Annotated in this window: 10 protein-coding genes; 6 read left to right on the top strand and 4 right to left on the bottom strand. The window is 41.7% G+C overall.

What is annotated here, in order from left to right:
• Positions 1-16 precede the first annotated feature (16 nt).
• From HH214_RS05940 to HH214_RS05925, 4 genes are all read left to right on the top strand, one after another.
• Positions 17-889 carry a hypothetical protein gene (locus tag HH214_RS05940; RefSeq protein ID WP_169606458.1) on the top strand — a complete coding sequence of 291 codons (873 nt, stop codon included), beginning with the start codon at positions 17-19 and terminating at the stop codon, positions 887-889.
• Between the two features lie 378 nt (positions 890-1267).
• Positions 1268-4528 carry a SusC/RagA family TonB-linked outer membrane protein gene (locus HH214_RS05935; RefSeq protein WP_169606457.1) on the top strand — a complete coding sequence of 1087 codons (3261 nt, stop codon included), beginning with the start codon at positions 1268-1270 and terminating at the stop codon, positions 4526-4528.
• A gap of 20 nt (positions 4529-4548) precedes the next feature.
• A complete protein-coding gene (locus tag HH214_RS05930; protein WP_169606456.1) occupies positions 4549-6078 on the top strand; it encodes a RagB/SusD family nutrient uptake outer membrane protein in 1530 nt (509 codons plus the stop codon).
• 172 nt (positions 6079-6250) lie between these two features.
• Positions 6251-7153, top strand: a complete 903-nt coding sequence (locus HH214_RS05925; RefSeq protein ID WP_169606455.1) for a metallophosphoesterase family protein — start codon at positions 6251-6253, stop codon at positions 7151-7153.
• 93 nt (positions 7154-7246) lie between these two features.
• Here the strand turns inward: HH214_RS05925 and hmpA are convergent, their stop codons facing one another.
• Positions 7247-8452 carry an NO-inducible flavohemoprotein gene (gene hmpA / locus HH214_RS05920; protein WP_169606454.1) on the bottom strand — a complete coding sequence of 402 codons (1206 nt, stop codon included), beginning with the start codon at positions 8450-8452 and terminating at the stop codon, positions 7247-7249.
• A gap of 122 nt (positions 8453-8574) precedes the next feature.
• Between hmpA and HH214_RS05915 the strand changes: the two genes are divergently transcribed.
• Entirely contained in the window at positions 8575-9012 is a 438-nt protein-coding gene (locus tag HH214_RS05915; protein ID WP_169606453.1) for an RrF2 family transcriptional regulator, read from the top strand.
• 194 nt (positions 9013-9206) lie between these two features.
• Complete coding sequence (locus tag HH214_RS05910; RefSeq protein ID WP_169606452.1) at positions 9207-9899, top strand: SIMPL domain-containing protein; 693 nt, start codon at positions 9207-9209, stop codon at positions 9897-9899.
• A gap of 289 nt (positions 9900-10188) precedes the next feature.
• Here HH214_RS05910 and istB read toward each other — a convergent pair whose 3' ends face one another.
• The 3 genes from istB to HH214_RS05895 all read right to left on the bottom strand — a co-directional run bounded on the left by istB (position 10189) and on the right by HH214_RS05895 (position 13050).
• Positions 10189-10941, bottom strand: coding sequence for an IS21-like element helper ATPase IstB (gene istB, locus HH214_RS05905; RefSeq protein WP_169605652.1), 753 nt, complete (start codon positions 10939-10941; stop codon positions 10189-10191).
• 16 nt (positions 10942-10957) lie between these two features.
• Complete coding sequence (gene istA / locus HH214_RS05900; protein WP_248282179.1) at positions 10958-12487, bottom strand: IS21 family transposase; 1530 nt, start codon at positions 12485-12487, stop codon at positions 10958-10960.
• A 140-nt stretch (positions 12488-12627) separates the two neighbouring features.
• On the bottom strand, positions 12628-13050 hold the full coding sequence (locus tag HH214_RS05895) for a lecithin retinol acyltransferase family protein (RefSeq protein WP_169606451.1): 423 nt from the start codon (positions 13048-13050) through the stop codon (positions 12628-12630).
• Positions 13051-13114 lie beyond the last annotated feature (64 nt).

The raw sequence follows: 13114 nt of genomic DNA, 5'->3' as shown, positions 1-13114 counted from the left end.
TAATAGAAGCTTAACAATGAAAAAAATACTTTGTCTGGTAGTTGTACTTTGGGTGTTATCCTCTTTTGCAGGTAACCAGTTTAGTATGCGCATTAATAAGGAAACTACGGTTGATTCATTAGGGGCATGCCAGGGTGTTTCCTATCAGCGTGGGCGTATTTTCCTGTATGGTGATCGTGAAGTGGGCGTAATCAGGGAATACAAGCTAATTCATGATAGCTTGGTATACCAGCATAAAGAAAGTAAATTAACCATTAATGGACAAGATGTAATTAATCATCCAACCGGGATTGCTTATAACGGTTCAGGGCCTACGTTTATTGGTAATTCTGTCAGGCTGAACGCAGATGGCACAAAGTGGCGTGCAGTAATTTACTTAGTAAATTGGAACGGCCTGCTTAAAACCGGCACTTTAGATGGGAACTTACTTAATACCATTGAAGATGATGTTTGCATTCAAGGTACACGGCCCGAGTATGTAAAGTATCATAATAAATGGTACGTTGCCACTGCTGACTATGGTAAAAACGGCAACGAAGTGCGCTTATACGATCCTGAAAAATTAAGTAGTTGTAAGAAGACTAGTGAACCGGGCGTGTTATTTAAAAACTTCACCTGTACACCTTGGGTTCAAAATCTTCACTGGTTAGCTGATAAAGGCCAGCTAATGCTCATTCAAAACAAAATTGAAGGCAGACAATGGTGCTTTACCTATGTTGATTTGGAAAAATCACTCAATACAGGAAAGCAGGTGGTAATAAATCGGCAAGATAATTTTATGCGTGACGATGAACTGGAAGGTTTTGCTTATTTAAGCAGTAGTGATAAAGGTATTGCCGTAACCTCATTTAAAAAAAACAATGTAAATTACATAAGTACACGCTGGTAGAAAGCTAGCTTATAAAGGTACTGAAGAAGCCGGACACCCGTCCGGCTTCTTATTTTCTATTAATATAAACTTAACTTTAATGTAGCTCAGGGTTAAGATACCTAGTATAGCTTTGTTGTCAATATTACAAGGTATTCTTTTAAACTTTGCACTTGTGTTATAGATAACAAAGTTCCATTGGGAGGATTGTAATTAGAACTATTGATTCAACTTAAAAGCGATGCCTATGTAAAACCGACAACTACGCTCCGTATCGGTTCCGGCGATTAAAAAGAACCGGTGAATGTTGGCGCATTCACACGGTCCGGTCCATTGTCAAGTCTCTGTATTAAGCGCTCACAAGCTTCATGTCTCTTTAAACAATAAACCTTTAAAAATATGAATAAAAAGATTACCTATAATCTTTTAAGGAAACTCCTTTTTCTTTTTATTATGGCTTTTCTGGTTACGGAACAGGTAACAGCACAGAATAGTCAGAGCTCAATAAAGATATCCGGTACTGTAAATGATGAAAATGGCCGTTCGCTGCCAGGAGTTACAGTACATATGAAAGACTCTAATAAAGGTGTATCTACAGACGCAGATGGTAAGTATTTTATCTCTGCTCCTAAAGGTACTGTTCTTGTTTTTTCATTCATAGGTTATTTTACCCAGGAAAGAACAATAGGTGATGATACTAACATTACTATTCAGCTAAAACCACAGGCAAACACGCTTAACGAGGTGGTGGCTATTGGTTACCAAACCATACGTAAAAGCGATGTTACCGGTTCTATTGCCAGCGTAAAATCAAGCGATCTTAACCTTTCTTCACCTACATTAGGCCAAGCGCTTGTTGGTAAGGTATCTGGTGTACAAGTTTCACAAACTGGCGGTGCGCCTTATACCAGTCCAAAAATCAGGGTTAGGGGTATAGGTTCATTCAACGCCAGCTCTGATCCATTGTACGTTATTGATGGTTACCCTTCTGGAAATGACATTTACATTAATCCTGAAGATATTGAAAGTATCGACATTTTAAAAGATGCCGCCTCTGCCGCAATTTATGGATCACGCGCTTCAGGTGGTGTTGTGTTAATCACTACCAAAAAAGGTAAAAAAGGCAAAGGTCAGTTTGAGTATGATGTGCAAACCGGCGTCAACCAGTTGGCTCATAAAGTAAAGTTGCTTGATGCCGATCAAGCTGCTTTGTTACTTATTGATGGCCGTAACAATGCTTACCATGACCTTTGGGTTAACAGTGGCCATGTGTGGAACGATGCTATGTATTCTGACAATAATGCGACCCGTGTAGCTAACGTTAGTAATACAGGCAGTGTGAGTATTCCTGATGGGTTGTATAACTTTGCTACACAAACCCCTATTAAGCAAACGGTAAATACCGATTGGCAGGATGAGCTTTACCGCAATGCGATTATGCAAAGGCATACCTTATCGTTTTCGGGCGCATCAGATGCTATTCGTTATTATGTAAGCGGTTCATACCAGAATCAGCCAGGTATTATTTTAAGTACTGGACAACAGCGGGTTAACTTCCGTACCAATGTTGACGGTGATGTTAACAAGCGTATCCATATCGCAGCTAACATTTCTTATACACAAAATAACAACCAGGAAACCCAGGAAGGACGTTTTGACCATAGCCCAATTCTTGGTGCGCTTATTTATATGCCTTACCTGCCTGCTTATAATGCAGATGGATCATTGGCTACAAATGCTGAAGCAGCCGGCTCAACTCAATATGGTTACCAAGGCATTGAAAATCCGCTTGCACTTGCAGAGCGTATCAAAATTAATAGAAAAGGATACCGTAGCCATTATAATGCAGCTGCAACGTATCATATTTTACCAGGCTTTGATTTTAAAGCTAACCTGGGTACCGAAACCTACACTGAAAAGTATGACTATTATTACCCAACTACGTTAAGTAGCGGTACTTTTGCTCCGGGCTCACAACAATCAATCTTAGCTGCTAATGCACAGGCATCAAACCTGGAAACTGTTGACAAACTTGCCGAGTTTACCTTAAACTATAACAAACAAATAGGTAAACACCACTTTGATGCTTTGGCTGGTTACACTGCGCAAAGAACTACTGCTGATTATATTAGCGTAAAAGCTAATGGCTTTCAGAATGATAACATTCCGGAAATATCAAATAGAGGCGCCTTGGCTGCTAACTTTTCGTTAAACTCAGCTTACAAAAGCGCATATACGTTGTTATCATACCTTGGCCGTGCCAATTATAACTATGCAGGCAAATACTTTTTAACAGCTTCATTCCGTGCTGATGGTTCTTCTCGTTTCGGACCGGCAAATAAATATGGCTACTTCCCATCAGTTGCTGCAGGGTGGAACTTGTCTGACGAAAACTTTTATCATGACTTCCTTGGTGAACAGTCAACTGTTAAGCTTCGTGCAAGCTGGGGTAAAAGCGGTAACTTCAATATTCCAAACTACCGTATCCAGCAAACATTAGCAACAAGCCCTAGCGGTGCTGTGCTTGATGGTAATAGCGCGGTAACTACAACTTACCCAGGTGGTATTCAAGATAATAAGTTGAGCTGGGAAACTACTTCGCAGTACAATATTGGTACAGATATCTCTTTGTTTAGAGGCCGCCTTTCAATCATTGCCAACTACTACTTAAGCTATTCCTACAATTTATTGTATAATCAGCCCATTTCGGCAATAGCTGGTAGCACTACCATTTTGACCAACCTACGCGATTCGAAAATCCGCAATACTGGTTTTGATTTACAGTTAGATGGCAAGATCATCAATACTAAAGATTTCAACTTTGGTGCAAGTGGTAACATTTCACTAAACCGCAACAAAGTGGTTAAACTGCCACCTAATAACACAATTATTATCAACGGTGCAGAGCGCTCTTACCTTACCAGCATTACTCAACAGGGACAGCCAATCGGTATGTTTTATGGTGTTAAAGTTGGTGGTGTAATCACTGCTGAAAACCTTGGCAAGACGGCTCCGTCTGCATCTCAAACCAACCCGGCCAAAATTGGTGACCTGTGGTTTGTAGATACCAACAACGATGGTGTGGTAAACGATGCTGATAAGACTATTATTGGTACACCATATGCTAAGTTTACTTATGGCTTTGCCTTAAACACCAGCTACAAACGGCTTGACTTTAATGCAGGATTTAACGGTTCATACGGCAACCAGATACTTGATGGTCAAGATTATTACCTGTACAATATGGAAGGCTCAGGTAACCAGTATGCCGACGTAGCGGACCGCTACCGTAATGCTGCTAATCCGGGTAATGGTACAGTTTACCGTGCTTCACGCGCTGGTACGCAAAGTAACAGTACACGTTTATCAACTTTTTACCTGCAAAGCGGCTCATACCTGCGTTGTACTAACTTAACATTAGGTTATACTCTACCAAGCTTTTTACAACACACCTTAGGCCTAAGTAAAGCACGTGTTTTTGCAAGCGTTGTTAACGCATTTACCATTACAAAGTATAAAGGCTACAATCCCGATGTAGATTATAACTACTCTGGCGCTGCTACAAACAGCACGCAACCTGCTAACCTTGCACCTGGTATTGATTATGGTACTTATCCGCTGGTTAGATCATACAACCTTGGTGTTAATGTTACTTTCTAACAAAGATTAAAGATTTAGAGATGAAGAAGCAAAATATATTAATTGCAACACTGGGCCTTAGTTTGTTGATGGGCACATCTTGTAAAAAAGACTTTCTAAACGAAAGCGATCCTAATGCCATTACAGTCGATGCAAGCTATCAGTCACCAAACGACGTATTATTAGCTGTTAATGGTATTTACCAATCATTACGTAGTGGAAATAACGTTGGTGAAACCAGTGATTTGTGGACAGATCAACGCTCTGATGATACTGGTACCAACGATAACCAATCGAACTCGGGCGAGCCTTTTCAATTCAACAACTTTTCAATACTGCCAAGCAACACTTATCTGAAAAGCCATTGGGTATCTTTATATACAACCATTAGCCGCGCCAATGTAGTGTTATCACACATTGATGCTGTGCTTTTTACTGATAATACTTTAAAGCAGAAATACGCCGCCGAAGCTAAATTCTTGCGTGCGTTTACTTATTTTCAATTGGTGCGCCTTTGGGGGGATGTTCCTTTGGTAACTAAAGAATTAAAATCAGCAGACGAAGTTGCTGCGTTAACCGCCAGAGTTCCACAAGCTACAGTTTATCAGCAGATAATTTCCGATTTGACAGACGTTGTTAATAGTCCTCTACCAAACCTTCAGGCATCAACCGGCAGAACATCTAAAGCTGCTGCTAATTTCCTGTTGGGTCAGGTATACCTTACCATGGCAACTACTCTGGATCAGGCCAACCGTACAACAAATTTAAATAATGCTAGAACTGCATTATTAGCTGCATACAACATGCGTACTTTTGGTACTTTAAGCAGTATTCCTTATACCGACGTTTTTGACGTATCTAAGAAAACAACCTGTCCTGAATTAATCTTCCAAATCGTAAACATCCAAGGCGATCTTAACTATTACTCGTCAATTGCAGCAAATAACCAGGCTAAAGGTGAAACTATCAATTCACAAAAGATATCTTCTGGTGTAGGTTATAACGTTACGCATGACTTAATCAATGAATACGAAACAGGCGATCCTCGTATGGCTTTCTCTGTAAAATATGCTAACGATCCAATTGTAAAAGATTGGTTTGTTACCAAATTCAAGGACGTGAGCACTGCAGCTGGTGTTAACGGCTACGGAGGTAACGATTGGATTTTAATGCGTTATGCAGACTTAATCCTGATGTTAGCTGAAGTAAGTAACTATCTTGGCGATACCGCTGGTGCTATCCAGTATTTAGATATGGTACGTACCCGCGCAGGTATGCCTACTTATGCTGTGTCAATAACTAATGCTGATTACAGTAGCAGATACCCAACCCTTAAATTGGCTATTATGCATGAGCGCCGTGTTGAGTTAGCGTTTGAGCATCATCGTTGGTTTGACCTTTTACGTACACTTAACAACGATGAACTGGTAGCTTATTTTAAAGCTAAAAAACAAACAGATTTTGGTTTGGCTCAATTAAGTAACTTTACCAACAAAGACCGATACTATCCGATACCGTTTGATGAATACAAACTCGACCCGGTAAAAATGTATCAAAATCCGGGATATTGATATTAATAAAAAAAAGAGAGAGGTGTGCTTCTCTCTTTTTCTTTATATGCTAATGAGGTAAGAGAACTGAATAGCAATATTTTAATAGAGAGTTTTTAAAACAGCATTAAAATTGGTTTTTTACCAAACAAAAGTTACATTGAAAGCAGGATAGTGCCTGTTCTATTTAACCATGAAAAGACGTTCAGCTTTAAAAAGTATTGGCGGTGCAATGTTGATGCCTGCTATAGCGTCGGCTATTCCGTTAGCTGACAAGCGCCCTGTTTTACGCATTGCTCATATTACGGATGTGCATTTGAAAAATGATTTAGGTGCACCGGCTAAATTTGTACAATGCCTGCACCATGTACAGCGTCAAACACCTAAAGTGGATTTAATACTTAATGGGGGAGATATGGTGTTTGATATGAACAAAGAGAGTATCATCACTATTGATGCGCAGTGGAAATTAATGCATCAGCTCACGAAAGCTGAATGCAGTTTGCCTATTCACTACATTTTGGGTAATCATGATATCTGGTGGAATGAAAGCGATAAAGGGCAGGCTTTATATGGCAAACAGTATTCGTTAGAGCAACTGCAGTTGAGCAAACCTTATTATAGCTTCATCAAGACTGGTTGGAAATTTATTATGCTGGATAGTGTTCACTTAGATATTGATGGAACCTGGTATATTGGCAAACTAGGCGATGAACAGTTTGCATGGCTGGAGAATGAACTAAACCAAACCTACGATATGCCGGTGCTGGTAATGTCGCACATTCCTATCCTAACAGCCACTAACCTGATTGAAGACAATATTGTTAACAAGTGGGTAATGCTGGGTGGCGATATGCATACTGATACTTCAAAAATTATACAGCTATTCTACAAGCATCCTAATGTAAAGCTGTGCCTGAGTGGTCATATTCACTTGCGTGAGAAATTAATTTATAACCATGTTACTTATATATGCAACGGCGCTGTAAGTGGTGCCTGGTGGAAGGGCAATCGACGGGAAACAGCGCCAGGCTATGGTTTGCTTGAATTGTATGCGGATGGAAGCTTTGATGAGCAGTACATAAGTTATTTATAACTCACTGATGACACATCAGATAATAAAGCCCTACAAATTTGCAGGGCTTTATTTATAATCAGAATTATTGTCAAAGCTGACTTGATAAATTTTTTATTCCACAACCAAAATGGCTGGACCAAACTCTTCAAAGTGTATTGCCTGCGGGTTGACACCTTGTAGACGTAAATAATCAAAGTGTTTTTTGATAAATAGACCCGGGCCGCAGATATAATAATCGGCATTGGGAACTATCGCATCTTTAACTTTTTCTAAATCCACATATCCTTCGTAATAATTATCTTGAGTTTCCTGATCTAGTTTGTCATAAAAGTTATGGATTGACATAGAGGTGTGTTGGCTGCTCAGCTCGGTTACTCTGTTTTTGAAAGCATGTACAGCATAGCCCCGGCAACCATGTATCCAGGTAATGGGCCTGCTTTTTCCTGATTGGGTAACGTATTCTAGCATGCTCATAAAGGGGGTTAAGCCTACACCGCCGCTAATAAATACCACAGGTGTGTTTTTATCCATATCTAGAGTGAAATCGCCAGCAGGTGGAGCTACCTCAATAACATCACCCTCCTGAATTTTATTATGCAGTAAGTTGCTGACAAAGCCTGCCGGACGTTCTTCGGTACCTCGTTCTCTTTTTACAGAAATACGGTAATATTCACCATTTGGAGCGCATGATATACTATATTGACGAGGTTGTAATACTTTCAGTTCAGGTACATATAAACGTACGGTAATATATTGGCCGGGTAAAAAGTCAGCTACTTTGCCACCATCACAAGGGTAAAGATAAAATGAAGTAATTTCTTCCGATTCGTGTTCTTTTCGTTGAACTACAAATGGGCGCCAACTGCTCCATCCACCTTCTTTAGCAACCGAGCCGCTGTATAAATCAGCTTCTACACCGATCATGATTTTTGCCAGCTGGTTGTAAGCGGCAGCCCAGGCATCAATGAGCTCAGCGCTTGCAGCTTCACCCAGTACCTCACTTATAGAAGCCAACAGGTGTTTACCTACTATAGCATACTGTTCTGGCCGAATATCCAAGCTTACATGTTTGTTAGCTATTTTGTTAACAGCATAACCCAAAACAGCAGGATTGTCAATATGCTCTGCATAAGCTAGCACTGACATAGCTAAAGCTGTTGGTTGGGCACCTGTATGCTGATTGGCACTATTAAATACGTTCTTTAACTCTGGGTTTTGAGTAAGCATACGGTTGTAAAAATAGGTAGTTAAGGCTACACCATGTTCTTTTAAAACCGGAACTGTTCCCCTCACTAATTCTTTCTGCTCGTTTGTCATAACTTTTATTTAATATATAAATATCTTTTTATCTTTTATTGGTTGTGCAAACATAAAGAAGTATTTATTAAAGGACAAAATTATCTTTTATTATTTTTTATATCTTTGCTTGCTTATTAGCTATGGCGGTATTTTCAAAAACTTGTGAGTATGCAATTCGTGCTGTGTTTTATATTGCGCATAAATCAGCTTCGGGCACCAGGGTAGGCATTAAAGATATTGCTTTCGGAATTGATTCGCCGGAACTATACCTAGCTAAAATTTTACAAGATTTGAGTAGAAAAGGGATCATCAGTTCTGCTAAAGGTCCTAATGGTGGCTTTTTCGTAGATGAAAGCTCTCTTGCTAGACCTTTAAGCGATATTGTAGAGGCTGTGGATGGTAATGCAATTTTTTATGGATGTGCTTTGGGTTTAAAGCAATGTTCAGAAATCAATCCATGCCCATTACACAACCAGTTTAAAGCTATAAGAGATCAAATACATCATCTGCTGCATCATACTACCATTGGTAACTTTAACGAAGAATTGATGGCTGGACTACTTTCTTTGAAGAAATAGTACAAGTTCAACATTAAAAAAGTACTTGATAACGCCTCAATTCTGTTTCAGACACTAAAAGAAATGAATCCATAACTTCTGCACTACTCTTCAATATGCTATCGGCAAAAACAATAGCTTACATTAATTTGTAACATTCCTGTTTCAAACTAATCTTCCAAGCCGTATTACATCTATATACTAAAATAAGATACATGAAAAAATTAATGTTATTAACCACTTTATGCTTATTCATTCAAACCGGTTTTGCACAAAATATGGACTTACGCAATCGTATTGAAGTAACCGGCAATGCTACACAAGAAATTACTCCAGATATTATTTATGTTTCTATATCGCTCAAAGAGTACATGGATGGTAAAAACAAAGTAACTATCGATCAACTGGAAAATCAATTGGAGAAAGCAGTTAACAGCGCTGGCGTACCTAAAGCTGATTTTACCATTAACAATGTTTCTGCTTATAACAATACATACCAGAAAAAAAAGAACCCTGATTTTTTGGCTGCTAAACAGTACCGGCTTAAACTACAGGATTTAAACCGATTAAACCAAATATTGGCTGTTGTAGATGCTAAAGGAATACAATCAACTAATGTTGATAGCTATGATTATTCAAAAATGGATGCAATAAAACGCGATCTGAAAATTAAAGCTTTATTAAATGCACGTGAAAAAGCCGGATATATGTTAACCGCCGTAGGTGAGAAGTTGGGGCACCCTATTGATATTACCGAAAATGATGATATAAACCTGCCAGCTCCACGTCCGGTCATGTACATGGCCAAAATGGCTACTGCTGATGCAGCCCCAGCAGAAAGTGATATTGACTTTAAAACCATTAAGCTTAACTTTACAGTGAGAGTTATATTTGAAATAGTCAAATAAAATCAATAATAGAAAAGCCTACGAATGAGTAATTCGTAGGCTTTTCTATTATTGCTACCAAGTTTTGCGGAGAGGGAGGGTGCAGAACTTTTGTCTGTAACTAACTCACTGTCAATATATTAACGCGGTAATTTTTTCGAACGCTACGAATCACGCAATGGACGAATAACTAGGTATTCCGGGGATGTTGACCAGGCTATTCCGTGGCAAACTGACCAGTCTGAGAACTGGCGGAATGATGCAGCCAATGCTGTAGAAGCATTATTACAAAGTTAGCTATCTCAAGTTATTATTGGTAACTGATTTCCTTTTCATCAGCCCTGCGTTTTTTTCTCATGGATTCACCCTTGAGATCCAGCCGGTGAGCGCTGTGTACGATACGGTCTAATATTGCATCAGCTATTGTTTTTTCACCGATGACCTCATGCCATTTACTGACCGGAAGCTGTGAGGTAATGATCAGGGATGCTTTACCATGCCGGTCTTCAATGATCTCCATCAGGGCAGCCCTGTTTTGTGCATCAAAAGGCTGCAAGCCAAAGTCATCGAGTATGAGCAGTTGCTGGCGTTCAATCTTTGCGATCTCTTTGATGTAGGAGCCATCAGCCTTGGCCATCTTGAGTTTGGCAAATAGCTTGGGTGTACTGGCATAGAATACCCTATAGCCCTGCATACAGGCCTGGTAACCAATAGCAGAGGCGATGTAGCTTTTGCCAATGCCGGTGCTGCCGGTCAGGAGCACATTCTCATTGCGCTCAATGAAGGTGCAGTCCGCCAGGCGCATGACCAGGTTGCGGTCAATGCTCCGCTCTGCCTGGTAGTTCACCTCTTCAATGGACGCTTTGTAGCGGAACTTGGCATGATAGATCTGGCGCTCTATACGCCGGTTATGCCGGTCATCCCATTCGGCATCCACCAGGTAGGCCAAGAGTTCATCGGCCGTGTAGTGATCTGTTTGCCCGGTTTCCAGGCTGCTTTGAAAAGCATGGAACATGCCGAAGAACTTCATCTTCCGCAGTTTGTCTAAAGTGTTTGTATTCATATGACTTGATTCGTGTTTACTGGTAATAGTCTTCGCCTCTGATGTTATCATGCTCGGGCATGGTAAGTTCATTGGCAAATAAGCTTTCTTCGTACTGATCGAGGTTCTTTTCCAGGATCATTTGTATGGTCTTGTAACTGTACATGCCATAACTCAGGCCTCTTCTGCAGGCCAGGATCAGGCGTTCATTCCCGGCTTTACGGGCAAAGCCCAGCACACCGATGCAGGATCGGTAAGCCTGCTCTGCATGGTGCCTGCGGCTAAGGATATGCTGGATATAAAGGCGCACATCCTCATGGATCGATGCGGCCCAGGACAGGAACTTTTCCGGGTTCCACTCGGCAACGAACTGGTGGGTGGAAGCCAGATGGTCTTTATCCGTAATGTAGCGGTGCAGCCCCTTGGTACGCTTGTGAATGGCTATGCGTTCATAATGATAGAAGGCCTCTACCGTCGTGCTGGAATACAGCAGCTTGATCTTTTTGCCGATGAAGCGGTAAGGCACACTATAGTAGTTCTTATCAGGCCCGAGGCTGACATGCCCGTTTTTCATCACGGTGGCATGAAACTGCTTTTTAAGCTCATAGCGCAACACGGGTAAAGGCATAAGCGTTTCACGCTCTACCTCCTCGAATTGCTGCCTTCTGCTGTAAGGCCGGCTTTGCATCAGCCGGTTATTATGGGCTTCCAGCAGTTCATGAATAGCGGCATTCAGCTCTTGCAAGGAATGATAAACGCTCTTGCGCAGGGGAACATAAATGCGGCTATAGATGATTCTTACGGCACCTTCTACCAGCGCTTTATCACGAGGGCGGAATGCCCGGGCAGGTAAGATGGTCGTGCAATAATGATTGCTGAAGTCTTCAAACGTTTCATTCAGCGTAGGTTCGTAACGGTTACTTTTAGTGACGGCAGCTTTCAGATTGTCCGGAACAATGGCCTCCGGCACGCCGCCAATGTAATGCAGGGTATGCTCACAAGCGGAAATGAAGTCTTCTTTTTGCTGGCTCATGACCGCCTCGACATAGGTCAGCTGGCTGGCCCCAAGTATGCCGATGAAGACCTCGACAGGAATGATCTCCCCGGTATCCCGGTTTGTGATGCTCAGCTTTTGACCGGCAAAATCCACATACAGCTTATCACCGGCCTTGTGGTCGATGTGCATCACAGGGTTAACCCGGGCCTGCCACTGGGTATAATAAAAGCAAAACTGGCTATACTGGTAACCGTCCGGAAACTCTTTACGATAAGCCTCCCAAAGCATTTGACGGGTAACACCGGTACGTTTCAGCTCTTTGTCTACTTTGGGAAAGCAGCGCAGCATGGCTTGCATACGGCTGTTGGGAGAGCGCTCCTTAGCCTTGCCAAACAAGTCTTCCAGCTCTTTATCATTCAAAGCATTGACTTCATCAAAGCTGAAGCCGCTCTCCTTGAAAGAGGCCAGATACTTCTTTACGGTGTTTCTGGATGCGTCTGCCTGGGCTGCTATAGACATGATGCTGCGCCCGTTGGTGTACATCCTTAAGATCTTTCTTATCTTACTCATACTGATCGTAGTGTTAGCCATACTTTGAGAGTTTTGTAACCCTACAAAGATGACGGCTGCTACCGCATCAGCTGCATTCCAGGGGTGGTCAGTTTCGCCCGGAATCCCTGGTCAGTTTGCCCCGGAATGGGGTGGTCAGTTTACGCCGGAACGCCTGACCTCTTTAAGACAGAACACCTGGTCATTTTCAGCAGAATACCCACCTGTTTCTGTTTGCTTTCTGCCAGCCCAGTCGTCACCTCTGTGGCGAAATGTTCACAGTTATATTGCACCAGGTCATAGGACTTTCCCGCCAACCGCAACGCACGCAGGATAACCTGGTGCCGTTCCTGTTCAGTCCCGCTGAAACGGTCGATGCGCACCAGGCTGCGTTCCCCGGCAGCATAATTCCGCACCGTGACCAGCCGCACCCCACCCGTGTGGTGATGGTTCTCGGCAATCCATTCCTGCCCGTCCGACAAGCGTCCCAGGTAGACCGCGAAATGTTTGGTAAGTCCAGTGGCAAAAATGGATTCCACCAACTGGTCACCGGGCTTTAAGAAATACTGTTGCAAATTTTCCATGGTTAAATAAATTTTGTATATATGTTTAAAGTATTATAGATTTGTATCACCAACGTGACATTGT

It is taken from the genome of Mucilaginibacter robiniae (assembly GCF_012849215.1).
GTDB classification, from domain to species: domain Bacteria; phylum Bacteroidota; class Bacteroidia; order Sphingobacteriales; family Sphingobacteriaceae; genus Mucilaginibacter; species Mucilaginibacter robiniae.
This window is presented reverse-complemented; position numbering and strand designations above follow the sequence as displayed.

Coding starts and splice junctions, on each gene's coding strand:
- HH214_RS05940 (WP_169606458.1), top strand. CDS start 17: ATGAAAAAAATACTTTGTCTGGTAGTTGTACTTTGGGTGTTATCCTCT.
- HH214_RS05935 (WP_169606457.1), top strand. CDS start 1,268: ATGAATAAAAAGATTACCTATAATCTTTTAAGGAAACTCCTTTTTCTT.
- HH214_RS05930 (WP_169606456.1), top strand. CDS start 4,549: ATGAAGAAGCAAAATATATTAATTGCAACACTGGGCCTTAGTTTGTTG.
- HH214_RS05925 (WP_169606455.1), top strand. CDS start 6,251: ATGAAAAGACGTTCAGCTTTAAAAAGTATTGGCGGTGCAATGTTGATG.
- hmpA (WP_169606454.1), bottom strand. CDS start 8,452: ATGACAAACGAGCAGAAAGAATTAGTGAGGGGAACAGTTCCGGTTTTA.
- HH214_RS05915 (WP_169606453.1), top strand. CDS start 8,575: ATGGCGGTATTTTCAAAAACTTGTGAGTATGCAATTCGTGCTGTGTTT.
- HH214_RS05910 (WP_169606452.1), top strand. CDS start 9,207: ATGAAAAAATTAATGTTATTAACCACTTTATGCTTATTCATTCAAACC.
- istB (WP_169605652.1), bottom strand. CDS start 10,941: ATGAATACAAACACTTTAGACAAACTGCGGAAGATGAAGTTCTTCGGC.
- istA (WP_248282179.1), bottom strand. CDS start 12,487: ATGAGTAAGATAAGAAAGATCTTAAGGATGTACACCAACGGGCGCAGC.
- HH214_RS05895 (WP_169606451.1), bottom strand. CDS start 13,050: ATGGAAAATTTGCAACAGTATTTCTTAAAGCCCGGTGACCAGTTGGTG.